This window comes from Pseudoalteromonas sp. T1lg48, assembly GCF_002964785.1.
In the GTDB taxonomy this organism is placed as follows: Bacteria; Pseudomonadota; Gammaproteobacteria; order Enterobacterales; family Alteromonadaceae; genus Pseudoalteromonas.
On record NZ_PQCC01000023.1, the window covers coordinates 147,126 to 170,005 of the forward strand.

At 46.9% G+C, this 22,880-nt stretch carries 24 protein-coding genes; 8 read left to right on the forward strand and 16 right to left on the reverse strand.

Annotation, left to right across the window (positions count from 1 at the left end; translation table 11 throughout):
- Positions 1 to 2 precede the first annotated feature (2 nt).
- Both dapD and C2M29_RS16405 read left to right on the forward strand, forming a co-directional pair.
- Entirely contained in the window at positions 3 to 827 is an 825-nt protein-coding gene (dapD, locus tag C2M29_RS16400) for a 2,3,4,5-tetrahydropyridine-2,6-dicarboxylate N-succinyltransferase (protein ID WP_105190809.1), read from the forward strand.
- Positions 828 to 974: 147 nt separating this feature from the next.
- A complete protein-coding gene (locus tag C2M29_RS16405; RefSeq protein ID WP_105190810.1) occupies positions 975 to 2,024 on the forward strand; it encodes a S66 peptidase family protein in 1,050 nt (349 codons plus the stop codon).
- A 41-nt stretch (positions 2,025 to 2,065) separates the two neighbouring features.
- Here C2M29_RS16405 and C2M29_RS16810 read toward each other — a convergent pair whose 3' ends face one another.
- The 4 genes from C2M29_RS16810 to C2M29_RS16420 form a co-directional block, all read right to left on the reverse strand.
- Positions 2,066 to 2,191, reverse strand: coding sequence for a hypothetical protein (locus C2M29_RS16810; RefSeq protein ID WP_267894161.1), 126 nt, complete (start codon positions 2,189 to 2,191; stop codon positions 2,066 to 2,068).
- A 55-nt stretch (positions 2,192 to 2,246) separates the two neighbouring features.
- Positions 2,247 to 2,990 (reverse strand): HvfC family RiPP maturation protein, encoded by a 744-nt coding sequence (locus tag C2M29_RS16410; protein WP_105190811.1) that lies wholly within the window; start codon positions 2,988 to 2,990, stop codon positions 2,247 to 2,249.
- Between the two features lie 2 nt (positions 2,991 to 2,992).
- Entirely contained in the window at positions 2,993 to 3,838 is an 846-nt protein-coding gene (locus C2M29_RS16415; protein ID WP_105190812.1) for an HvfB family MNIO-type RiPP peptide maturase, read from the reverse strand.
- 79 nt (positions 3,839 to 3,917) lie between these two features.
- Positions 3,918 to 4,442: an HvfA family oxazolone/thioamide-modified RiPP metallophore gene (locus C2M29_RS16420; protein WP_105190813.1), complete on the reverse strand. Its 525-nt coding sequence runs from the start codon at positions 4,440 to 4,442 to the stop codon at positions 3,918 to 3,920.
- 185 nt (positions 4,443 to 4,627) lie between these two features.
- Between C2M29_RS16420 and C2M29_RS16425 the strand changes: the two genes are divergently transcribed.
- Together C2M29_RS16425 and C2M29_RS16430 are read left to right on the forward strand one after the other, a co-directional pair.
- Positions 4,628 to 5,593: a tRNA-dihydrouridine synthase gene (locus C2M29_RS16425; protein ID WP_105190814.1), complete on the forward strand. Its 966-nt coding sequence runs from the start codon at positions 4,628 to 4,630 to the stop codon at positions 5,591 to 5,593.
- A gap of 95 nt (positions 5,594 to 5,688) precedes the next feature.
- A complete protein-coding gene (locus C2M29_RS16430) occupies positions 5,689 to 6,045 on the forward strand; it encodes a TraR/DksA C4-type zinc finger protein (RefSeq protein WP_105190815.1) in 357 nt (118 codons plus the stop codon).
- On the opposite strand, the gene C2M29_RS16435 is transcribed toward C2M29_RS16430, so the two are convergent.
- The 12 genes from C2M29_RS16435 to C2M29_RS16480 form a co-directional block, all read right to left on the reverse strand.
- Positions 6,032 to 7,012, reverse strand: a complete 981-nt coding sequence (locus tag C2M29_RS16435; RefSeq protein ID WP_158684753.1) for a hypothetical protein — start codon at positions 7,010 to 7,012, stop codon at positions 6,032 to 6,034. The genes C2M29_RS16430 and C2M29_RS16435 overlap by 14 nt on opposite strands.
- Before the next feature lie 79 nt (positions 7,013 to 7,091).
- Positions 7,092 to 8,357, reverse strand: a complete 1,266-nt coding sequence (locus C2M29_RS16440; protein ID WP_105190817.1) for a tetratricopeptide repeat protein — start codon at positions 8,355 to 8,357, stop codon at positions 7,092 to 7,094.
- 13 nt (positions 8,358 to 8,370) lie between these two features.
- Positions 8,371 to 8,988 (reverse strand): energy transducer TonB, encoded by a 618-nt coding sequence (locus C2M29_RS16445; RefSeq protein ID WP_105190818.1) that lies wholly within the window; start codon positions 8,986 to 8,988, stop codon positions 8,371 to 8,373.
- Complete coding sequence (locus tag C2M29_RS16450) at positions 8,988 to 9,389, reverse strand: ExbD/TolR family protein (RefSeq protein ID WP_105190819.1); 402 nt, start codon at positions 9,387 to 9,389, stop codon at positions 8,988 to 8,990. Before C2M29_RS16450 ends, C2M29_RS16445 begins: the two co-directional genes overlap by 1 nt.
- A gap of 14 nt (positions 9,390 to 9,403) precedes the next feature.
- The gene (locus C2M29_RS16455; RefSeq protein WP_105190820.1) at positions 9,404 to 9,928 is read right to left on the reverse strand and encodes a MotA/TolQ/ExbB proton channel family protein; all 525 of its coding nucleotides are present in this window, start codon (positions 9,926 to 9,928) and stop codon (positions 9,404 to 9,406) included.
- Positions 9,928 to 11,292, reverse strand: a complete 1,365-nt coding sequence (locus C2M29_RS16460; RefSeq protein WP_105190821.1) for a MotA/TolQ/ExbB proton channel family protein — start codon at positions 11,290 to 11,292, stop codon at positions 9,928 to 9,930. Before C2M29_RS16460 ends, C2M29_RS16455 begins: the two co-directional genes overlap by 1 nt.
- A 6-nt stretch (positions 11,293 to 11,298) precedes the next feature.
- A complete protein-coding gene (locus C2M29_RS16465) occupies positions 11,299 to 12,069 on the reverse strand; it encodes a DUF3450 domain-containing protein (protein WP_105190822.1) in 771 nt (256 codons plus the stop codon).
- 1,505 nt (positions 12,070 to 13,574) lie between these two features.
- Positions 13,575 to 14,459: a class I SAM-dependent methyltransferase gene (locus C2M29_RS16470; RefSeq protein ID WP_105190823.1), complete on the reverse strand. Its 885-nt coding sequence runs from the start codon at positions 14,457 to 14,459 to the stop codon at positions 13,575 to 13,577.
- Positions 14,460 to 14,524: 65 nt separating this feature from the next.
- On the reverse strand, positions 14,525 to 16,252 hold the full coding sequence (locus C2M29_RS16475) for a TonB-dependent receptor domain-containing protein (protein WP_325050615.1): 1,728 nt from the start codon (positions 16,250 to 16,252) through the stop codon (positions 14,525 to 14,527).
- A 395-nt stretch (positions 16,253 to 16,647) separates the two neighbouring features.
- Positions 16,648 to 17,160, reverse strand: a complete 513-nt coding sequence (locus C2M29_RS16870; protein ID WP_325050616.1) for a TonB-dependent receptor plug domain-containing protein — start codon at positions 17,158 to 17,160, stop codon at positions 16,648 to 16,650.
- Positions 17,161 to 17,416: 256 nt separating this feature from the next.
- The gene (locus C2M29_RS16815; RefSeq protein ID WP_267894162.1) at positions 17,417 to 17,551 is read right to left on the reverse strand and encodes a hypothetical protein; all 135 of its coding nucleotides are present in this window, start codon (positions 17,549 to 17,551) and stop codon (positions 17,417 to 17,419) included.
- Between the two features lie 47 nt (positions 17,552 to 17,598).
- On the reverse strand, positions 17,599 to 18,234 hold the full coding sequence (locus tag C2M29_RS16480; protein WP_158684754.1) for a DNA polymerase domain-containing protein: 636 nt from the start codon (positions 18,232 to 18,234) through the stop codon (positions 17,599 to 17,601).
- A 247-nt stretch (positions 18,235 to 18,481) separates the two neighbouring features.
- Here C2M29_RS16480 and dinG point away from each other — a divergent pair, with 247 nt between their 5' ends.
- From dinG to C2M29_RS16500, 4 genes are read left to right on the forward strand one after another with little or no spacing between them, the layout of a single operon-like run.
- Positions 18,482 to 20,551, forward strand: a complete 2,070-nt coding sequence (dinG, locus tag C2M29_RS16485) for an ATP-dependent DNA helicase DinG (protein WP_105190825.1) — start codon at positions 18,482 to 18,484, stop codon at positions 20,549 to 20,551.
- Between the two features lie 2 nt (positions 20,552 to 20,553).
- Positions 20,554 to 21,330 carry a TSUP family transporter gene (locus C2M29_RS16490; protein WP_105190826.1) on the forward strand — a complete coding sequence of 259 codons (777 nt, stop codon included), beginning with the start codon at positions 20,554 to 20,556 and terminating at the stop codon, positions 21,328 to 21,330.
- Positions 21,330 to 21,938 (forward strand): primosomal replication protein, encoded by a 609-nt coding sequence (locus C2M29_RS16495; protein WP_105190827.1) that lies wholly within the window; start codon positions 21,330 to 21,332, stop codon positions 21,936 to 21,938. The genes C2M29_RS16490 and C2M29_RS16495 overlap by 1 nt, the downstream gene beginning before the upstream one ends.
- A complete protein-coding gene (locus C2M29_RS16500) occupies positions 21,935 to 22,840 on the forward strand; it encodes a histone deacetylase family protein (RefSeq protein ID WP_105190828.1) in 906 nt (301 codons plus the stop codon). The genes C2M29_RS16495 and C2M29_RS16500 overlap by 4 nt, the downstream gene beginning before the upstream one ends.
- Positions 22,841 to 22,880: the final 40 nt, after the last annotated feature.

Genomic DNA, 22,880 nt, shown 5'->3' on the forward strand with positions numbered 1-22,880 from the left:
ACATGGCAGATTTAAAAACCATCATTGAGCAGGCGTGGGACAACCGCGATGCCATTAGCCCAAATACCGTATCAAGTGAAGTCAAAAACGCCATTATCGCCGTGCTTGAACGCCTGGATAAGGGCGAAGCCCGTGTTGCCGAGAAAATTTCCGGTGAATGGGTCGTACATCAGTGGCTGAAAAAAGCAGTGCTGCTATCGTTTCGTATTCGCGACAACCAGGTTATCGCCGACGGTGCCAACCAGTATTACGACAAGGTACCATTGAAATTTGCCGATTACACACCAGAGCAATTCCAACAAGAAGGCATGCGTGTGGTGCCTAATGCGGTGGCTCGTAAAGGCAGCTACATAGGCAAAAACGTGGTCTTAATGCCCTCGTATACCAATATTGGCGCCTATGTCGATGACGGCACCATGGTCGACACCTGGGCGACAGTGGGTTCTTGTGCTCAGATAGGTAAAAACGTTCACCTTTCTGGCGGCGTTGGTATCGGCGGCGTGCTTGAGCCGCTGCAGGCTAATCCGACCATTATCGAAGACAACTGCTTTATCGGCGCGCGCTCAGAAATCGTTGAAGGCGTAATAGTCGAGGAAGGCGCGGTGATCTCCATGGGCGTATATATCTCACAGAGCACCCGAATTTATGACAGGGAAACTGGTCAGATCCACTATGGCCGCGTGCCTGCCGGTGCCGTCGTGGTACCTGGTTCAATTCCTAGCAAAGACGGCAGCCACAGCCTGTATGCAGCCATTATCGTGAAGAAGGTCGACCAACAGACCCGCGAAAAAGTAGGCGTTAATGCCCTACTACGTGGCGTTGAATAAACCTCTGCTGTGAGCCTTGGCTTTGTGCCAGGGCTCTTCTTTAATTTTTTATTCCACCCACCTATTAAGTTTGAAATATTTACTTCATTGCGGTAGTCATAGGATTTAAGGATCTTTGCTAAAGTAAACCGCTTCTGAGGTAGATAAATGAACAAACGCGCCTTTTTAAAAACCTGCTCCCTCCTCGGTATCGGCCTGTTGACCAGCACCCAGGCGCAGGCAATCGGAATTCCTAAACTTGGCGCTCAGAGCGTTATCAAACCCAAGGCGCTTAAAAAAGGCGGCACCCTTGCCATTGTCAGCCCCGCTGCGGCCACCGCCGAGCACAAAGATCTGGCCCTGGCGCAGCAACTAGTAAAGGCTTTGGGTTATAAGGTAAAACTGGCCGAGCATGTGCTCGCTCGCCGCGGCCACTTGGCCGGAACCGATGCGCAACGGGCCGCCGATATCAATGCCCAATTCGCTGATCCCGAGGTCGATGGGCTATTTTGCCTGCGCGGCGGATCTGGCGCGGCTCGTCTCCTGCCCCTGCTCGATTACCCCAGTATCGCCGCTAATCCCAAGCCGCTATTAGGGTATTCCGACATTACCGCCCTGCATAACGCGCTGCTTTCACAAGTAGGCCTGATCAGCTTCCATGGTCCCAATGCCACAAGCGACTGGAATCCGTTTAACGTGCAGCAGTTTCAGCGCTTGTTTGAGCAGCGACAACGCATGCATTATATGAATCTGCCCAAGGCCGAAGACGAGCTGATAAATACTCACTACCTGACCCAAACCATTACATCGGGACGCATTAGCGGGCGGTTGATAGGAGGTAATTTAACCGTTTTAACGGCCTTGGCAGGCTCTCCCTATTTACCAGACTTTGACGGCGCGATTTTATTTTTAGAAGACACCGAAGAAGCCCCCTATCGTATCGACAGGATGATGAGCACCTTAAAGTTGATGGGAGCACTGGATAAAGTAGCCGGCTTTGTGTTTGGCGATTGCAGCCAATGCACGCCAAACAGCGGCTACGGCTCACTGAGCCTGGATGAGATCTTGGCTGATTATATTAAACCCCTGGGCATTCCTGCATATCGCGGCGCCATGATAGGCCATGTAAAGCAGCAGTTTATTTTACCCGTTGGCGCACAAGTCACGCTCGATGCCGATGCTGGCTCCATTACCCTTAACGAGTCGGTCTTTGCTTAGACACAAAAAAGCCCCTAACGGGGCCTTGTGAAAATATTCGATTAGGCTGAAATGGCGGTGGCCCAACCTAGAATTGCATTAAGGCAACCGATGCCAGCGAATACCGCGATAAATGCAACGAAATATTTGAAGTTGAAAGGGTCTTTAAAATCACCTTTATGCGCCATTGTAATTACCTCTTAAACACGACAAAAAACGGCGCATATAGTAATCTAATATTGGCTAGCAATCCAGCGTTAACACTATGCTTCTTTGTGCTAAGTCGGCCAGGATTTGCTGCGCCCCGGCGTGCAGTTGCGCTTCACTGAAGCTGGGAGCCTGCTGCTGAAGCAAGGCACACAGGGTCTTCAAGGTGATACCCGGATGTTTATTCAATATATCGAGTAGCAGCGCGGTCATGGCATTGAGCGCCAAAAATTGCACCTCATCATCCCCATCGCGATAGACGCAAATATAACTGGGCACTTCATCCGGCTCGTGCGGTTGATTTGTAATAGAAATGGTTTGCACCGGATAGTGGTAACACACCACCTGAGCAGATTCACTAAAATACATGGGCTCATCGCTAACGGCTGTGATAGCGCGATAATCACCCTGTACCTTGGCCGTGGCTACCGCCAACTCGATCCACTCATAATGCGCTAGCTCAAGCAAAAACTTAGGGTCGCTGTCCAGGGGTGTATATTCTTCGGCTAAAAAGTGTAAAAACTCTTTTGAAATATCAATAAAGTATGGTGAGTGTGCCTGATGACAAGCAAAAAAAGTACGCACCAGCTGCTGCCATTTCTGCGACTCATAGAGGCTATGCAATACCGGAAATGCACTCTCCAAAAAGCCATTAACATTATTAAAAAACAGCTCACGATAAATCTTCATGCGCCGCTCTTCGATATCCCCAGGTTTGGCATGGGTCTCTGGATCGCGAATATAGTCACTAAATTGCTTTTGCACCTGTTGAAACTGCATACTTAGGCTCGCTGCTGATTAACTAAAAAGGGCTTTTGCAACTCGGCTATCATCTCGAGCTCGCGCATCAATTGCGGTAACGGCGGGATATTAAAGTCACGCTCAAGCAAGGTCGGATACACCCCATGGCATTCATAGGCTTGCTGTAAAAGCTGCCATACCGGGTCAATCACATCCGCACCATGCGTATCGACGATCAGATCCTCTGCCTCATTATAGTGACCAGCAACATGAATATAAGCTATGCGCTCACTGGGCAAACCTTGAAGAAACGCACTGGCATCATATCCATGGTTAACCGAATTGACGTAGATATTATTAACGTCGAGTAAAAGCTGGCAGTCAGCGGCCGCCAGCACCTCATTGGTAAACTCCAACTCCGTCATTTCTTGCCCCGGGGCGCCATAATAGGAGACATTTTCCATAATAAGGGGGCGCTCTAAAATATCTTGTACCTGGCGAATACGCGCCGCAACATAATCGATCGACTCAGAGGTAAAGGGAATGGGCATCAGGTCATACATATGACCACCGGCGGAGCAATAACTCAAGTGCTCGCTGTACATACGAATATTATGCTCGTCAAAGAAGCCCTTAAGGGCCTTAAGGAAATCAATATCCAAGGGATCGGGCGACCCTATAGATAAAGAGAGCCCATGACAGATAAAGGGATGACGCTCGGTCAAGGCTTTAAACTGCTTACCCAGCTTGCCGCCAAAGGGTAACCAATTTTCAGGCGCTACTTCCATAAAACCAATTTGCTCGGGAATATGGGTAAGCATATCGTCGACCATCTCACGGCGCAGCCCAAGGCCAACATTACCGATGTCTGTGGCACAGGTCTTCATCTCATACTCCTAGGGTACTTATAAACACACAAGCCGCGTGTAACGGCGGCTTGTATAAGTTTTGCCTTAACCTCAGTGCTTACGCGCTGTGGCCACCGCATTTGCCTTCTTTTTCGGCTTTGCCTTCACCGCATTTACCTTCTTTTTCGCCCTTCTTGGCTTTGCCTTCACCGCATTTTCCTTCGCCACACTTACCTTCTTTTTTGGCTTTACCCTCACCGCATTTGCCTTCGCCACACTTACCTTCTTTTTTGGCTTTGCCTTCACCGCATTTGCCTTCGCCGCACTTGCCTTCTTTTTTGGCCTTGCCTTCACCGCATTTGCCTTCGCCGCACTTACCTTCTTTTTCGGCTTTTTTACCTTCGCCGCATTTGCCTTCGCCACACTTGCCTTCTTTTTCGGCTTTCTTAGCTTCACCGCAACGACCTTCTTTTTCGGTCTTACCTTCACCGCACTTGCCTTCACCAGCGTCTAGCTGGTAACCGGCTACCATTTCTTGCATTTCAAATGGATTTGCCTGGGCATCGGTGGCTGTCATAGCTGCGCCACCGGCAACAACTGCGCCTAAAGTTAATGCAATTGAATTTTTCTTTAATGTGTTCATGCTCTTGCTCTCTCTGTGTTAGTAGCTGTCAAAATAAGTAGACCCGACCTTGTGACAGATGCTTTCACTAAGGTTAGATTATTTTTGTAATCAGATCACAGACTTAAATATGAACTGATAATGCTATTTTATCAATAGCCTAGTTCAGGTTAGAATACGCGGCCAAATTTCCCATAAGGCCGAACATGAAACTAATCCTCGCTCCCATGGAAGGCGTTGTAGATTTTAAAATGCGCCAGCTACTGACCGACATTGGTGGCTTCGATCTATGTGTGACCGAGTTTGTTCGTGTCGTTAATCAACGTTTGCCACGGCGCGTGTTTATGCGCTATTGCCCAGAATTACATAACGATGGCTATACTCGCGCAGGAACACCGGTACGCATTCAACTACTTGGACAACACCCACAATACCTAGCAGAAAATGCGGTTAAAGCGGTCGCGCTTGGTTCACATGGCATTGATTTGAACTTTGGCTGTCCGGCAAAAACAGTTAATAAAAGTAAAGGCGGCGCCGTACTGCTGAAGGAGCCTGAGCAGGTCTATCAGATAGTCAAAGCGGTACGTGATGCGGTTGATAATAAGCATATTGTGACTGCCAAGGTCAGACTTGGATTTGACGACGACTCCCTGAGCAGGGAGATTTTTGATGCCGTAGCCCAGGCAAAGGCCGATGGCATCGCCATTCATGCGCGCACCAAACGCGACGGCTACCGCCCGCCTGCGTACTGGGACAAAATTGCCCCTCTGCTAGCGAGAAATACCAATATGGAAGTGGTGGCCAACGGCGAGATTTGGGATCTCAACGACGCCCGTAATGCTCGAGCCCAAAGCCAATGCCAACACCTGATGCTTGGCCGCGGCGCCCTGGCCATGCCCGACCTGGCGGCTTGGATTAAAGCAGAGGATGCGGGGCAATCACACCGTCGCCTTAGCTGGCATGACGTACTCTATCATATCGTGCATTCGTCAATGCATGATGACGAGCAGATGTCGAAGCGCTACTTCGCCAATCGCACCAAGCAGTGGCTGGGTTATTTAAAGCGCACCTATGGCCAGGCCGATGCCTTATTCGAGGATATCCGTCGCCTGCATAATAAGGATGAAGTTCTAGCAGTGCTGAAGCGCCATAGCGAACAAGCAGAACATTAGCCGATACTTTTTCACCTTTAGTTGATCACGGTCATATCGATTGAGGCATTTACTGGCCACAATAAAAGCTACCTAAGTTAACAGTGGATTGTGTCATGACTATCGAGACGCTCGACTTTGAAGCGAAAGTAGAGGTGTTACTTTCGCAAGTGCGTGAAGAGCTTTTAAACCGCCTGCGCTATTCCACCCTCAGCCATGAGAACGAGCTTTATCAGACTTTGGCAGCTCATCCAGAATGGGATTGGGTGGCACATCTTCGCGATAAATCCGGACCAACTTATAAAGATTTGGTGGATAAACTGGAGCGCCTTGAGGCAACCCAGTGCCAATTTGATTTGGGGTTATTCGGCTTTTGCAGCGATTGCGAAGAGCCCATTGAGGCGGCTCGTCTCGCCGAAGACGTAACCGCCCAACGCTGCCGGCAGTGCGAGGCGCACCTTAAGGCTCGCTAACTAGGTCCGCATAGATAAAGCTCTGCCCCGGGTGGGTTAATACCCGCATCAAGATGCGTGTTGCCACCCCGGCGTCGATTCCCTTATTGGCCAAAGCCGTATACACAAACTGCTCACTCCACATTTGCGCATGTACGCCAAGGTCAACCTCCATCCATATTAACGCCATATAGCGCTGTGACGGGTTCAATTGCAACCCTTTAGCCCACCCCCTTAAGTCACCATAATTTTGCCGCCAATCAAGGTCTGGCATTAGCTCAGAGCGATCCATTTCTGGTAATGGCTGTACACCGAAACCCTGAACGTCCCTTTGTTTACCTTGTATATCGGTATACCACTGGATGGGAGAGCGTACCTGACCGCTATAATAATTAATTTTCGCCTGATACCACTGTGCACCATTGGGCAACTGCGCCAACCCCAGTTGATTACGGGGAATATAACGACTTAAATAAGCCTCCAAACGAGCGATAGCAGTGTTAAGTTGTGGCTCGCTGCTTTGCTTTTTAAATTGCCCCAGCTGAGCCTGTATATGCGCTACTTCAACGACATTAAGATAAATCTTACTGTCCTGTGCTTGCTCTAAGGTCTGCTCTACAAATGACAGCCATTTTGCAAGCCCCTGTTGTGCCTGAGAGTCTTGGAAAAAGGCCGAATGGTCAGTGATTTTCGCCGCTAAGGGCCAAGGTTGATAGCGCCGTACAAAGCGCTCTTCGGTAACCAAATAATCCAGAGTTTGCGCCTGATTAGGAGTAAGTTGCGAGCGCGCTATGGCATTATAAATATCGTGGCGTTGCTTAAGGTACTCCTGAGTGAAGGGCCAAGGCTGCCCGGCATCGACTCTTTCGCCACTTAGCCTAGCATTTAGCTGCCGCAAGGCCTCAATGGCCTGCGCAGAGTCTAAACTGGGCGCATCCGAACACCCTACCAATAACAATAAACCTATCGATAACATTCGCTTGATCATAATCTGCTCAACGCTATTACTTATTCTTATAAATATAAAAAAAGCCCCTAATGGGGCTTTTTATGGTCACATGCTGTGATTAAAGACTTACGCCGTTACGCTGCGCCTTATCTTTAATGAAAGTCTTCCAGCTGCGAGCAAACTTACGTGTGCTTGGATCTTCCGCTGCTTTGGAGATCGCAGCATACGCTTGCTTGTATTTCTCTTGCTGTAAGTAGGCTTCGGCCAGGTCTGAATAAATTTGACCTTCTTTATCCGAACCTAAATCAAGCGCTTTGTTTAATAAGGACACGGCCTTATCAAACTGTTGCTCTTGTAAACGCAATGAACCTGCTTTACGGAAAAGTTCTGCATCGTTATCAAACTTTGCTGCTTCTTCGTAATACTTAGCCGCCGTCTTAATGTTTTTCGCATTATGATAGTAGCTGGCAATTGCCGTTACATTTTGCTTAGTGCGCTCAACCTTACCTTCATTAACCGCTTTTTCCATATGGAAACCGGCTTTATAAGGCACGCCAACGAACGAATATAGCTGGGCAAGTACCTTATAGTCTGTTTCAGACTCAAGGTAGCCGTTGTCGTAAGCGATATCCATGATATTCAGACCTTTTGAATAGTCCTCTACCTGCATATAGAAACGACCTAGGTTAGTCCAAGACTTTTTGTCTTCGGGCCAACTTTTCACCATACGTTCGCCTACTTTTACTACGTTAGGAAAATCTTTCGTCTCGTAGTAAGCACCCATAAGCAGCGAGAATGGGGCCTTTTTAGGCTCCGACTTCGCATTTAGCTCAATGGCGCGCTCGGCTGGTTGAATAACGTCTTTAAACTGACCAAGCTCATAGTTAGCCTGCGCAATACGCGTGTACACCGTGGCGTCTTCTTCACCGGTGAAGTCCATCCAGTCGATGTAGGCTTGTTTCGCTTCTTTGTACTTCTTGGTGTTAGCCAACAAGTCACCAATCAGCTTCATTGCTTGTTCTTGATCGTTGAAGTTAAGCACATCAGGCTTAACCGCATCGCGAATATGCTTGATCGCTAACTGATAGTTATCTTTCTGTGCATACAGCTGACCTAAATAACGATCTACCGTAGCCTTATCAAACTTATCAGAAGGATCCAACTCTTTCAAAATAGCAATGGCACCGTCGATATCTTCAGCTTCATAAAGCTCGAAAGCCTTAACCACTTTTTTACCGACGCGCTCGCCCATGACCTTAGTCTTGGCATTTTTGCGCTTTTCGATCTCCGCGTAGTTTGGCGCAGCCACCGCTGAGGTGCTGACTACGCCGCCCGATACGGAGATTAGCAGAGCGAGTGCAGTAACTTTCGATAGATTTTTCATCTCTACACTCTCCTTACTGGTCTTGGTTCAGTTTAAAGTCAAGCTGTACTGTGATGCCAGGCTGTTTTACCGGCTTGCCATCAACAACTTTAGGCTTGTACTTCCATTTACGCAGTGCACGCTTGGCTTCACGGTCGAAGATACGCTTAGGCTCGGCGTCGATAACCTCAACGTCTTCTACCCCGCCCACTTCGTTGATGGTGAATGAAAGTTGTACCCAACCTTCTTTACCATCACGTGCGGCTTGCACTGGGTATTTAGGTTCAATTCGCACAAGAGGTGTAGCATCACCATCTCGACCAAATGCACCTGGGCCACTTAATCCACCGGCAGAACCACCCACGTTAACACTTGGCATATTGAAGCCTAGTGCGCCAGCATCAGGGTTGCTGTTGTCTGGCTGTGGCGGCTGCGGCTTAGGCGGCTGCTTTGGCGGTGGAGGCGGCGGCGGCGGTACACGCTTACGCTCCTGCACCTTGGATTCAGGCGGATTCGTCATAATTTCGACAACGATCTTCTCTTTCTCGTTAGCGGCGCGTCCATCTCCTCCGGAGATTAGATACGCCATGAAAAAGAATAAGCCGAAAGTAACTGCCCCACCTGCAATCAGTGAAAACAGAAAACGAATCATTACTTTTCTCCAGCGATGGATATCTTATCGATACCTGCGGCTTTAATTTGGTCCATTACCTTCACAACAACACCGTGTTTCGCTTCTTTATCCGCCTGGATAATTACGATTTCGGTTGGTTGCTCTGCTAATAGACGCTCGATATTCGCAGCTACACGCTCAACATCTACCTGACGCTTATCCATCCAAATTTCACCGTTAGAGCGAATAGCGATGAAGATATTTGCATTTTTCTTCTTAGTCGCTTGCGCTGCTTCAGGTTTATTTACATCAATACCAGCTTCTTTAACGAACGATGTAGTTACGATAAAGAAGATCAGCATGATGAATACGATGTCTAGCATCGGCGTCATATCGACGGCTGCTTCTTCTTCTTCACGAAAACGTTGTTTACGTGCCATATTCAAATCTCTCTCTAGTGATGAGGCAAGCTATCAATCAGCTTTTCTTTAGCCATTTTTGCACGTGCTTCTAGACGTGTACTAAAGAATACACCTGATAGTGCCGCAACCATTCCAGCCATTGTTGGGATTGTTGCCATTGAAATACCCGATGCCATTAGTCGAGGGTTACCAGTACCTTGAGTTGCCATGGTTTCGAAAACCGCGATCATACCCGTTACTGTACCCAATAGACCGATTAACGGACATACGGCTACCAATGTCTTAATCAACAACATGCGCTCATCTAATTTTTCAGACGCTTCAGAAATCCATGCATCGCGGATTCTGTGTGCGTACCAAGACGTAGTGTCTTGGCGGGCGTCCCACTTAGCTACGATTCCTTTTTTCATTTTCGGAAACTCAGCAAGTAGGAACCAATAGCGCTCAATCATTAAAACCCACATGAGGAAGAGTGCTATCGCGACCACGTATAAAACCTGGCCGCCTGTGCCAACAAAATCCCTGATAGATTCCCAAATCTCCATCAGGACTAGCATTAGGCTTTCTCCTTCTCCGCGTGAGCAGCGATAATACCAGCGCTTTGCTCATCAAGAATGTGGATGATTGATTTACTACGACCGGCAACAACAGCGTGTACTAGGATTAGCGGAAGTGCCGCGATTAGACCTAGGGCTGTAGTTACTAGAGCCATTGAGATTGAACCAGCCATGATCTTCGGATCACCGGTACCGAATAATGTGATCTGCTGGAAGGTGTTGATCATACCAACAACGGTACCAAGTAGACCTAGTAGCGGTGCGATAGCAGCCAAGATCTTGATGATGTTGATACCCATTTCGATGCGAGGCGTTTCACGTAGAATCGCTTCATCAAGCTTAAGCTCAAGGTTTTCAACGTCTTGGTTTTTGTTGTCTTGGTAAACTTTAAGGATACGACCAAGCGGGTTACCTTCTGAAGGTGCGCTGGTGTTCTTAAGTTGACTCTTGATCTTACCTGAAGTGATTGTTAGGTCTACTAGACGTACAATCGCGATTAGGAAACCAATCACTAGTAAAACAGCGATGATGTAACCTACTTCACCACCTTGGTGGAAACGCTCTTCAGGAGTCGCTTTCTGCGTGTTTAGACGCAAGATTGAACCACGAGTTGGGTCAACGTAGAAGCCAGTGTACGCGTCTGCTGAAGTATTGATAAGTGACTTAGCAGTGTCTAGCACGTAACCGTCTGGTTGACGACCTAGTGGTTGAATCGATTGAGTGTCACCAGAGTAAATCAGGTAACCATCGTCTGTGATAAGGTTGAAGTTACCGATACGAGTTACTTGCTTAGTAGACGTTGAACCGTCAAGCTCAGAAACTTCAGCTTCGAAAGAAGATACTTTCGCAGACTCGGTCATTTCAGTTTGTAGGGCAATCCAAAGCTCTTCTAGTTCACGAGTAGTAGGAAGCTCTTTTGCTGCCGCTAGTGAACGAAGAATTTCAGCACGTCCAGGCTTTTCAGCGCTTACTAGTGATGCTTCGATTGAACCAATTGTTTCTTGTGCCGCACGACGTACAACACCGAACATCTCACCTAGGGTACCTTTTGCATTTTCAAGTGCAGTTTCTTTTTCCGCTAGGGTGATTTCGTTTTGTGCGTATTCTTTTTGCAGACGCTCACCGCGTGCTTTTTCAGCAGCTAGTTCACGCTTTGCAGTGTTAAGAAGCGCTTGCTGGTCAGCACGAGCAGCTAGGAACTCTTGCTCACGTTGCTTGTTTAGCTTGCCTTCAGAGATACGCTCTTTCTTTACTTGCTCAAGGATTTGGTCAAGTACTTGCGTGTTTGCATGGGCGTTAAGCGCAGCACCGGCAGAAACAGATAGTACTGCTGCAACAGCAAAACCTTTGAATAGTTTCTTCATTATCGATTACTCCGCGCCGAAGATTGGTAGTTTAACAAGATCCGGAGCCGCTTGCTTACGGGCCATACGGATTGTCTCTTTGATAGGCTTCAGGAATTCATCGCCTAACGCTTCCCACTGCTTAGTAGTGTTGTTCCACACCCAAGCACTCTTCTGGTCGAAAGATTGCGCTACATAAGCAATACGACCAAGACGCGCGAAGTCTACAGAGATATCACGACCGTCGATGTTCAGACTGCCTTGGTTAGCAACCATAGTCGTGCTGTAGTCTTTCTCTACCATGTAAGCTTCAAGAACCTGACGGAACTTCTCAGAAGTTGTTACAGAAGCGCTAGTCATGATGTCGCGTAGTTTTTCAATACGCTCCATACGCTCTTCAGTATCAAACGGAACGTCCGCTTTGATGAATTGCTCAAGCGTATCGATCATGCGATACATCAAAGGCACAACGTTTTGTTTCGTTTTGTCGATACCAGCGATCTGACGCTCCAAAGACTCGATTTGAGAGTTTTGGTCATCAACAAGGCGCTGAACGTGGTCGTTATAGACCTTCATGATTTCTGTTTCATCTACAGTAGAGCGGTAATCGGCGATTAGCTCTTGAGTTTGACCGTAGATGTTGTCGATTTTAGTTTGAGACTTTTTAGCAGCCGTTTGAATTGTTGCACCAGCTTTGTGCAAGTCATTCAACGGATCTGCCATCACATTGTTGCTTGCAAGTGCAGCTGCGCCAACCAACGCAGAAGCTACAAGACTCTTTCTGATTTTAACAGACATAGTTCCCAACCAATTAAGTAATGTTACTTTTTGAATTTTTATCGGCCCACTCTAAATGAGCCAACCTAGGTATCTTTCTAGTGATACCAACTTGCCAATAATGCTAAAAGGTTCCGGTGCTGTCAACTTGATGTTTATCGCAATTTTCCTTGCGTTCGTCTTATTTTCCTATATGAAACATAAAATTAACACACAACCCATCTATATGCCCCAAAATGCCTAGCCCCCTCTGGATTTTGGAAATAAAAAGTTAATTTTTATAGCATTAAAATTGAATGAAATTTCAAATTTGAATTGGCCATAATAAGGCAAAATAACTACTTAAGTTTACCAATGCCCAGCACTGCACCAACCCTATCTCTCCACAATTTTCATCTGCCCTCCACTTCTAGGTGTGATTTAGAAACGAATAAAAATCCACCTCACAGCAATAAGATTGTAGTTCATGTATAAAAAGAGTGCCGATAGATAAGTGTTAATTATTCCTCGGTATTAATGTACAAGTTTATAGCCTCAGATATATGTGACTTGACGTCTTAGCAGTGGCGGAAAATGAAGAGAGTTAAGCTCGCATAACATAGGGGTAATCTTTATAGATAGTGGAATTACTAAGCGCAACTTGCTGACATATATAGTGTAGTGAAATAACCCCCATCAATAATATTCACTTTCAGTGAGATTTTCATCACTACACTAAGTGCTTGCGTATTCACTTTGTGGCAGCTGACTCACTGAGTTGTTTGGGCGCACATCGTTATAACGGGATCACAGCCTATCGCTCATAACCTGCGTTGGCTGAATTAAGAAATCAATTTGGATTAATAAAGGCATCTCGAAACTGTTCGTCAAATCTCGCCTCAAAGATGTTTTGTGTGGGCTTCTAGACGGGGAAAATTCAGCTTTAAGCTTTAGCTCTTTGGTTAGTCCTTATGCGTATAACCAGGAAGCAAGAAAGAGACTTGAGGCAATATCAGCCTATTACACCGTTCAGTTCGAACTTAAATATACAGGTCAGTATACCGCCAGTAGGTACGCTTTTTTACCAGACCTTTTGCTTTGAGAAAGACATAGAGCAAGCAGCCTCAGCAAGGTTAAAAGGTTACGTATTCCCGTAAACAAGCTTTGACCGCTTCATTCTTTAGAGGAATGTTTTAGCTAACTGCTGTGCTACTTATACAAAATAGCAGAAAGGCCTATTGCTCGATCATTCAAGTTTGTATTGAGACTAACGACAGCCTTTCTTTTCACTGATGCCACTTCCTTTTTGAAATGACATCTGTTTGCAAGGCGTTATCCAGCATGTCTTCGGTCCACAACTTGATTTACGCACAGAAAATTGCTCCTGAGTAAGCATTTTTCATCATGATTAGATCTCCTTAATTACTTGTATAATCGGATATCTCATATTCGTGATAGCTTTAAATCTGAGGACCAGTTCGAATTATCAATTTGGAGAGTATAGTTTCTTTAACTGCCGCCGTTAGGCTGCAGACGTTAAAAATATTTTATTGGCAACTTAGCTGACCTACTATACATGTAGCAATTAGATTCTCCGTTGTATTTTCATAAAGGTTTGCCTCTTCATAACTCTCAGCCAGGGATTTCACTCTATCAATAAGTATCTTAGAGTTTTTTGCCGCTTCTACTAACTCCGTTAACCTTAAAATTAAAAGTTCTAATTCACTCATAAATAGTGATAGCGCTTTTCTAAAGTCTAAGTTCTTTTGCGAATTTTGACTCAAAAACCCTATAAACGCAGGTAAATTAGTACCTAATAATGGCTCAGAGTTGCTGCCAAACTGAGTGGTTATTTGTACTTCTATTTCTTTAATGAATTGACGAGTAGCTACAGTATCCTTATCAAGGATGGCCTCAATCAAGTTAGACAAGGGAATTGAGAAATGACTTTTTACTAATTTTGCCGCCTCTAAAATTAATTCATTTGGTTTTACAACGATCGACTCAGGATGGTGACATACAAATGCAAACCGACCCTTGGCCGTTAACACCCTGAGTACTTCATCTAGGCTTTGGTCTATATTTGTGTATTCCAAAGCGAATTGAGCTATCACAGAATCAAATTCGTTATCACTGAAAATAAGCTTTTCAGCAGAGACTTTTGAATAGAACTCACCATTAATCGTACGGGAGATCTCATTGTTTATAGTTGCCTGATCAATTCCTACGCATTTGAAATTATTATTTTTTTGTATTAGCTCAATGAGTGCTCCGTTACCCGTGCCAATATCAAGCACCTTTGAATTTGGCACTAGTTGACTCGCAAAAGTGCTCCAAAACTCTTTCAATTCACCTTCATAATTATTTTTAAATCCGCCTCCAAATGAAGTTAGATGGCCCTGCTCCCAATAATTTGTCCAATGATCGCTCATTTTTACCCCTTTAAAACAAAAAAGGCTGAAATAAATTCAGCCTTTTTATATTTAATATCAATTAATTAGAAACTAATTGAGTAGTTCACACGATAATCACGACCAAAGTTGTTATATAGGTCTTGGTTAGTCCATGTGCCTGCAGATGACAACACTGGGTCTTCATCTGTAAGGTTGTTGATGGTGAATGTAACTGCACCATAAGTACCAGCATTGTAAGTGTAGGTTAAGTTATGAACCAACCAGCTGTCTAGCTTACCGTCGATTACATATGGACCTTCGATAACATCACCATCTGCATTACGTGGTGCTGATTGGAACTCGCTTGTGCTGTCTGTGTATGTTGAGTTCCACGCTAGTGAATGATCTTCATATGACCACGAAAGCGTTGCAACAGACTTAAGTTCAGGTTGACCTGACCAACCAGCAGTATCCTGAACAATGCCACCTACTTCTGTGTCATATGCAAGAACGAAGCTGTTTACGTTGTTGAAGCGGAAATCACCAAAAGCAGTTTCCATGTTAGCAGCGATTGTGAAGTCAATACCTTCAATTTCGAAACCTGCACCATTGTAGTAAGAAGTACCTGCTTCAACCAGTGTACCAGAGGCAGAACGCTTCAAGTAGAAGGTTTCGTTTGATGTATCTGTATCAATAGATACCGCAGAGATTAGACCAGCCGCCTCATCTGAAAGTAACGATTGCAGTGACTTAGCCTGAATTACGTTGTCGATAGATAACTGGAAGTAGTCAACTTTGAACGTTAGGTTATCGTTAACATCCCAAACAACACCTAGGTTAGTGTAATCTGACTCTTCTGCTTCTAGCTCTGAGTTTTGCGTGTAGTAAGTGTCATATTGACGTGAAGTAGTTGAACCACCAGCGAAGTCAATTGCTCTTTCAGCAGAGAAGGTACGAGCAGCATTTAGCAGGTCAAGACCTGGCGCACGGAACGACTCTGAGTATGAACCACGAACTACTACGTTTTCAGCTACTTGCCAGCGCGCAGATACTGCAGGAGCAACGTTATCACCGAAGTCAGAGTAATCATCGTAACGAGCTTTAAGGTTCAACTCTAAAGTTTCAGTTACAGGAAGTACTGATTCAAAGAAGAATGCAGTTACATCACGTTCACCCTCTGAAGAGTTACCTGCTGAACCACCGATTAGACCAGCTTCAGATTGACCATCGTAGATATCTGCATAAGTTTGCTCGAAGTATTCCATACCGAAGTAGTGAGATGCCGCACCACCTGGTAGTTCGAATAGGTCGAAACCGATACCACCGAAGTATTGGTCAAACGTTGATGAAGACTCTTGAAGTGTGGTCGCTTTCATATTCGCGATACCAGCATCAGAACCTAGATCAATGTCGTTTTGCTCGTTATAAGCTAGACCTGAGTATGATAGGTAGTATTGACCTACTGATTTGTTATCCGCTTTGTTGCGGTGGAAGTAAACTTCCCAAGTCGCGTTATTCCAGTCAAGAGCACCACGAAGACCAGTAGTTAAATCGATGTTGTAATCGTCAACGTTACCGTCACGCGTACCGATGCCTACCCAACGGAATAAACCGTATGCACCGTCTTCACCATATGGGTTGTGCGGATTGTCTGCAGACATATTTGTCCAAGGCGCTGCAGGTGGAGCATAACGACCGAATGATGAGTTTTGAACAAACATAGTTTGCGCAAACCACTCTAGGTCTTCAGCAAGTTCAAAGTTAGCGCTTGTGTATACAGTGTTACGATCGATTGACGCTGTGTTGTAAGATACGTTACCGTAGGCATACATACAGTATGATGAACCAGGACCCCAGTCCTCATTAGCGTCAACACGACGGAATGTGTCTTCGCCGTATTCTGCAATTAAGTCATCACATAGAAGTGATGCTTGTGCTTGTGAGAAATCAGGAGATAAAACGGTAGCACCGTAGAAAGACCAACCAACAGTGTCAGCTGTGTATGCTTCGATATCACCATCGCCATCTAAATCGCCGATTTGAGCTTTGGTGTAATCACGTGCTGCATCACTGATGCCTTCACGACGTTGGTAATCATAAGCGAAAGTGATGTTACCTTTATCGCTTGAAACACCACCAACAACAGAGAATTCTGCTGATGTTGTGCCTTCATCTTGATCACGCTGGCCTGCGCCGATATTGAATGTAAGGCCTTCGTAGTTTTCTTTTAGAATAACGTTAACAACACCGCCATCGCATCTGAACCATAGATTGAAGATGCACCTTCAGTCATGATGTCGATACGCTCAACCGCTGCCATAGGGATAGCATTCAAGTTAGCTGCTGCACCACCTAGTGTTGGTGAGCCTGGGAAACGACGACCATTTAACAATACTAGAGTACGACGAGAACCTGCACCACGAAGGTTAATAGTTGCTTGAGATTGTGCTGAACTACCTGAACGCTCAGAGAATGAACCGAATGAGTTCAAAGAGCTTGAACGAAGAGCATCAGCGACAGTGAAGTCACCTTCCATTTTGATGTCAGCTGCGGTGATAGACATAACCGGTGCTGCGCCTTCTAGGTCAGTACGCTTGATGCGTGAACCAGTTACTTCGATACGTTCTACTTCTTCAGCGCCTTCTTCTGCAGCCATAGCGTTAGCTGAAAGCACAGCTGTTGAAGCAGCGCCAAAAACTAGTGCTAAGCGCACTGATTTTGCAATTTTGCCGTTTAACATTGGATTCTCCCTGGGTCACATTGCGATGTGACTAATTATTTTTCGTTGTGAACAACTTATTATGAAATGTAACAATTTACACTCACTAGAGAGATACTAAACAATTTAAGAAATACTGGTCAACAGCAAATTAACAACATAACCGCAAAAAAAAACACCAAAGAAACAAAATGGTGTTTTTTATTATTATTTTTCCCTTAATAAACAACATGCTAAAAAGGCAACACAGTAATTAGAATGGCTATAAAATAATTTGTTACAAAAGCAGGAATTGCTTACCTAGTTGGCCATAATCAATGGTCATACCTATGCTCTGCAGAACATCGATAATAGGCTTCAACTGCTTTTCCTGATAGTGCCCCAAATCCAACGCGTGAGTAGTAGGTAGCACCTTGGGTCCCACCTAGGTTGACACATAATGAACCTAGTCGCCCTGACTCAAGCCCTTATCGTATTCCCGCGCCGGGGGCACATGAGGAGAGATAGCTTTTGTATAATGATCAGTGTCTTTGCCTGAGCGCTTGCTGTAGGTAAGCAGTGCCGCATCTGAGCAATTATGCAATTTTCGATATAGTCATCGACCACCTGCTGAACGTCTGCACCTGGAAATAAGGCGCTAAATAAATCTTGTTGGAAATCCTGGGCAGATTGCGTCCAATCGCTACGTATCGGCTCCATTCCCTTAAACACAAGGCGGTAATCATCTTGTGCCCACAAACCTGCATAACGCTTTTTACCGCCAACATTTCTATTTCGAGTTTTTGGCATAAAAAACGGTCTATACAAGCTTTCATACTCTAACTCAAGATAACTGGTTAAGTTTAGGTTGTTTTTTAACCTGTTACGCCATTTTTGGTTAATTTTTTCCGCTAAGTCCGATGCAACGCGATGACTTTGCATTTCATCCAATTCGCTCCGTAGTGCCACGAGGTTCGAGTCCGTGTCACCATAAATAACAGTCACGCCCAACTCTTGCAGCCAGGTTTTTGTGGTTTGCATAATTTCGTGACCGCGCAAAGTAATGGAGCTTGAAAACCTGGGATCATAAAAGCGACGTCCCTTTGACCCGAGCACCCACAGAGCGTATTCATAATGATTTTGCTCGCCTGCTGCAAATGATGGTCATCCTCGTTTTTAGCCCGTTGACATGCCTCGGCCAAACTAGCCACTAAGTCTGGTAAGTGATGTTTGGAGCGAGAACGCTGACGATTGAAGCCACCCAAAATCCACTTTACCATGGCCGAGTCGGTGACTAACTCTTGAGTCTTTACCCTACTGCCCCTAGAATATCAGCACTGTAAATATATACATAAGTCAAATCATGCTCTCCGATCCGCTCAAAAAGACCATACGTACCGCTCATCAGCGGATCGCTGCCAGCCTGGAGGATTATCGGCCAAGACCGAGTCAGAATTACCTGGTCGCCGAAATAGCCAAAACCCTGGCTGGGGAGTATGACAAAAAACAACGCATCTGCGTCATCGAGGCGGGCACGGGTACGGGTAAATCCCTGGCCTATTGCCTTGGCGCCTTACCCATTGCCCTAAAAGCCAATAAAAAACTGGTCATTTCCACGGCGACGGTTGCATTGCAGGAGCAATTGCTGTTTAAGGAGCTGCCATTTTTTGCCGAGCACAGCGGCCTGACATTTAGCTATGATCTGGTAAAAGGCCGCGGTCGCTATATTTGTGCCCACAAGCTGGAAAATGCCGTCAACGGCGATGAACAGCAAATGGCATTGATGCCCACACTCAGCTCGCCGCTCAGTGAGATGGAACAAAAATGCCTGAAGCAATTACATCAAGCCTACAGAAATAAAAAGTGGCAGGGCGACAGAGACTCCTGGGCCGATGTAATACCGGATAGAGTCTGGGGGTTGATCAGCGGTGATAAGCACTCCTGCCAACGGCAGATGAAGGCACACCAAACCTGCCCCTTCCATCTGGCGCGCAATAAAATTGCGCAAATGGATGTGCTGGTTGCCAACCACAGTCTATTACTGGCCGACCTGGAGCTTGGTGGCGGAGTGATTTTACCCGAGCCCGAAAACTGTATGTACGTTATCGATGAGGCCCACCACCTCGCCCATATCACTCGGGACTTTTCCTCCGCCGCGGCCACCATCAAGGGCACACAAGACTGGCTTGAGAAGTTACTTAAGTTCAGTGGCAAAATGGCGCAAACCATCTTCAGCGCCAGCGCGGCAGGCAGCCAATTTAAGCTTAACGATGCCGTCGACGATATCAGTCGTGGCCATAAAGCGGTGCTGACCATGCTTGATAGCGCCTCCTATGAGTACAACGAAGATCATACCTATCGCTTTGCTCATGGCCGCTTACCCGAGCAGCTCACGCAGCAGGCTCAAGACATAAGCGAGGCAGCCAAAACCGCACTACGAACCCTGAATAAAATGCACGAAGCGCTCAGCAGCGATGTCAACGACGGCGATGTTAAGGGTTTTATCGCCGAACCCATGCTTGCAGAAAGCGGCCAATATATTGCCCGTTTGGAAACCCTGTACAAGCTGTGGTCGAGCTACAGCAAGCACAGCGAAAGTGTGCCCCATGCCCGCTGGATAAAGCGCATGGAATACAAGAATCACCATGATTACCTGCTCAGCGACTGCCCTATAGAGGTCGGTTTTTACCTCAAAGACAAACTGTGGCGAGAATGCGCCGGGGCGGTGCTCTGTTCAGCCACACTCACGGCCCTGGGCTCCTTTGAACATTTTGCCCATGAAAGCGGCCTGCGTGGCGAGCCCGGCGTTAAATTTATTAAGGTGCCCTCACCGTTTGACTACCCGCAACAAGCCCTGTTGCATATCCCGAAAACCGAGTGTGAGCCCACAGACAAAGCCTTTAGTGACTACCTGGTGAAAGCGCTACCCCAAAGTTTAGAAAAGAAGCAGGCTAACCTGGTGCTGTTTGCCTCCTACTGGCAAATGCAACATGTCGCCGAGCGTCTGCGCAAACAGGGCTGGGACATACTGGTGCAAGGAGAAATATCCCGAGATGCCCTGGTTCGCCGCCATAAAAAGCGCATCGATGATGGTCAAGGCAGTATTTTGTTCGGCACGCAAAGCCTCTCTGAAGGGCTTGACTTACCAGGTGATTATCTCACCAATTTGGTGATCACTAAGATCCCTTTTGCGGTGCCTACCTCGCCCATTGAAGAAGCTCAGGCGGAGTTTGTACAGAGTAAAGGCGGCAACCCGTTTTTATCCATCACGGTACCCGATGCGGCAAAGAAATTAGTGCAAAGCTGTGGTAGACTGCTGCGTAAAGAACGCGATAGCGGTCGCATTACTATCTACGACAGACGCTTAGTCAGTAAACGTTATGGTAAGGCGATGCTTGATACGTTACCGCCATTTAAAAGACAAATTGACTGATCATGTTTGAATTAGCGATCGACCCCTCAACCTGGGCCATACTGTGTGCCGTGGCACTGGCTGCCGGTTTTATTGATGCCATTGCCGGCGGTGGCGGCATGCTCACTGTTCCAGCGCTGTTAACCGCAGGACTGCCGCCCCATCTGACTCTGGGGACTAATAAGTTAGCCGCCAGCTTTGGCTCACTGACCGCCAGTATCACCTATTATCGTAAGCGCCTGTTCGACCCTGCATTTTGGGCCGGTTCAATTGTCGCCACCGCCATCGGTGCAGCCATAGGCACCTTGATCGTCGATAGTCTCAGCATTGAGTTTTTAAATAAACTCATCCCCGTGGTGATCATCCTGGTGGCCATTTATTCCTTATTCGGCAAGCTCAGCCCCGAACAAAGCGATCAATTACCCGTGCTCACCCCTTTGCTGCGTGTTAAGCAATGGCTACAAGGCCTCGCGTTGGGCTTTTTCGACGGTATCGCCGGCCCGGGCACCGGCACCTTTTGGACCGCCAGCAACAGTGTTTTGTACAAGATGAATTTATTGTTGAACTGCGGACTGGCACGGTCCATGAATTTTGTCAGCAATTTTATTTCTCTTATCACCTTTGTCGCCCTGGGCCATGTGAACTTTATTCTCGGCATTACCATGGGGATGTTTTTAATGTTCGGCGCCTGGCTGGGTGCCCACTCGGCCATTCGCTTTGGCTCTAAGGTGATCCGCCCGGTATTTAACACCGTGGTGATTATACTTGCGCTAAAGCTTGTGTATGAGGCCTATCTGTAATGACTCGCGGCGATGCTCTGACTCGATTAAAAAACACGGTTCAGCGCCTACGTGCCGATGCCGAGCAATTCGATAAGGCTAAATGGTTTGCCAAAAATCGTTATATGCAGGCCCAACATACCTTGTTTGAACGCTCTGTATTCAACACCAGAAGCATGCAGTTAGTCGACTATGTAGATGAAGTTGAACAACAGCTAGAGCGGCTGAGCCACAGCCAGTTTCAAGGCGCGCGCCATCAATACGCCTTTGCCCTGACGCAGTTAAGCGAGCAGATCGAAGCCATAGTCAAGGTGCTAAAGGCGACACCGGTGTGGGAAAAGGAAAACACTCCCAGCGCTCGAGCGAGAAAGTATCAAAAGGCTGTGCAACAGATCATTCAACCCACCAATGAACTCTACCAGGAGCTGGCCAAAAACCACGAATTTGAACGCCGCCTAGAGCAGATGATCAACGAGCGTAAGATGCAATTGCAGCGGGCAGAAGGCGAACAGGCAACGCTGTTAAATAAAGAGATTTTGGCGTTGCATGCGCGCTTGGGACGCTGTCGCAAGGCTATTGGTGCCTGCGAAGAGCGCATTCAATACGCGGAAAAACAGCAACAGCGATGAATGTCTTTTATCATCCCCTTTATTCGGCACTGCCCCTCCCCGCTCACCACCGCTTCCCCATTGATAAGTATCGGTTGTTGCACCAGCGCTTACTCTCAGACTCACAGCTTAGCGAAACGTTACTGTTACGCTGCGCAGAGCCCGCTTCCAAAGAACAGCTGACCCTGGTTCACACCCCTGATTATATCAATGGCTTTATTGGTGGCACTCTGCCAGCCAGCGCTCAAAAACGCATCGGCTTTCCCCATAGCGATACTTTGGTAGCACGCACCCTACAGTCCGTTGGCAATTCCATCGGTGCGGCCTATTGCGCGCTGGAACACGGCCTAGCGATAAACCTGGCCGGCGGCTACCATCATGCCTTTGCCACCCATGGCAGCGGTTACTGTATCTTTAACGACTTGGCCATCGCCGCACGAGAACTGATACACCAAGAGCAGGTAGAGGCCGTGCTGTTACTCGATTTGGATGTTCACCAAGGCGATGGCAGTGCCAGTATTCTTGGCGAGGATACGGATATCATCACCCTCTCTTTGCATGGCGAACAAAACTTCCCGCGCCTGAAGCAGCGCTCGGATTATGATTTTCCGCTGCCGACGGGTTGCGACGATACCCTTTACCTAGACACCCTGGAAACGGCGCTGAATCTGGTATTGCGTTTACACCAACCGGATATCATCTTGTATAACGCCGGTGCCGATGTGGTGGCCGAGGACGAGCTGGGCACCCTTTCCTTATCCCTTGAAGCGGTTCGCCAACGCGATACCCTGGTGATGTCCATAGCGAAGCAGAAAAACATCCCATTATGCTGTGCACTCGGCGGCGGTTACCAACGCAATCTGGAACAGGTGGTGGACGTGCATTGGCAACTGTTGCTGAGCGCCTATCATAGCTACAAATAAGACACTGTGATACTACCAGTATTTGCTGGACAGCCATTCT

Bases quoted from the DNA above. Each gene is read 5' to 3' on its own strand.
- dapD (WP_105190809.1), top strand. From the start codon at position 3: ATGGCAGATTTAAAAACCATCATTGAGCAGGCGTGGGACAACCGCGAT.
- C2M29_RS16405 (WP_105190810.1), top strand. From the start codon at position 975: ATGAACAAACGCGCCTTTTTAAAAACCTGCTCCCTCCTCGGTATCGGC.
- C2M29_RS16810 (WP_267894161.1), bottom strand. From the start codon at position 2,191: ATGGCGCATAAAGGTGATTTTAAAGACCCTTTCAACTTCAAATATTTC.
- C2M29_RS16410 (WP_105190811.1), bottom strand. From the start codon at position 2,990: ATGCAGTTTCAACAGGTGCAAAAGCAATTTAGTGACTATATTCGCGAT.
- C2M29_RS16415 (WP_105190812.1), bottom strand. From the start codon at position 3,838: ATGAAGACCTGTGCCACAGACATCGGTAATGTTGGCCTTGGGCTGCGC.
- C2M29_RS16420 (WP_105190813.1), bottom strand. From the start codon at position 4,442: ATGAACACATTAAAGAAAAATTCAATTGCATTAACTTTAGGCGCAGTT.
- C2M29_RS16425 (WP_105190814.1), top strand. From the start codon at position 4,628: ATGAAACTAATCCTCGCTCCCATGGAAGGCGTTGTAGATTTTAAAATG.
- C2M29_RS16430 (WP_105190815.1), top strand. From the start codon at position 5,689: ATGACTATCGAGACGCTCGACTTTGAAGCGAAAGTAGAGGTGTTACTT.
- C2M29_RS16435 (WP_158684753.1), bottom strand. From the start codon at position 7,012: ATGATCAAGCGAATGTTATCGATAGGTTTATTGTTATTGGTAGGGTGT.
- C2M29_RS16440 (WP_105190817.1), bottom strand. From the start codon at position 8,357: ATGAAAAATCTATCGAAAGTTACTGCACTCGCTCTGCTAATCTCCGTA.
- C2M29_RS16445 (WP_105190818.1), bottom strand. From the start codon at position 8,988: ATGATTCGTTTTCTGTTTTCACTGATTGCAGGTGGGGCAGTTACTTTC.
- C2M29_RS16450 (WP_105190819.1), bottom strand. From the start codon at position 9,389: ATGGCACGTAAACAACGTTTTCGTGAAGAAGAAGAAGCAGCCGTCGAT.
- C2M29_RS16455 (WP_105190820.1), bottom strand. From the start codon at position 9,928: ATGCTAGTCCTGATGGAGATTTGGGAATCTATCAGGGATTTTGTTGGC.
- C2M29_RS16460 (WP_105190821.1), bottom strand. From the start codon at position 11,292: ATGAAGAAACTATTCAAAGGTTTTGCTGTTGCAGCAGTACTATCTGTT.
- C2M29_RS16465 (WP_105190822.1), bottom strand. From the start codon at position 12,069: ATGTCTGTTAAAATCAGAAAGAGTCTTGTAGCTTCTGCGTTGGTTGGC.
- C2M29_RS16470 (WP_105190823.1), bottom strand. From the start codon at position 14,459: ATGAGCGATCATTGGACAAATTATTGGGAGCAGGGCCATCTAACTTCA.
- C2M29_RS16475 (WP_325050615.1), bottom strand. From the start codon at position 16,252: ATGTATGCCTACGGTAACGTATCTTACAACACAGCGTCAATCGATCGT.
- C2M29_RS16870 (WP_325050616.1), bottom strand. From the start codon at position 17,160: ATGTTAAACGGCAAAATTGCAAAATCAGTGCGCTTAGCACTAGTTTTT.
- dinG (WP_105190825.1), top strand. From the start codon at position 18,482: ATGCTCTCCGATCCGCTCAAAAAGACCATACGTACCGCTCATCAGCGG.
- C2M29_RS16490 (WP_105190826.1), top strand. From the start codon at position 20,554: ATGTTTGAATTAGCGATCGACCCCTCAACCTGGGCCATACTGTGTGCC.
- C2M29_RS16495 (WP_105190827.1), top strand. From the start codon at position 21,330: ATGACTCGCGGCGATGCTCTGACTCGATTAAAAAACACGGTTCAGCGC.
- C2M29_RS16500 (WP_105190828.1), top strand. From the start codon at position 21,935: ATGAATGTCTTTTATCATCCCCTTTATTCGGCACTGCCCCTCCCCGCT.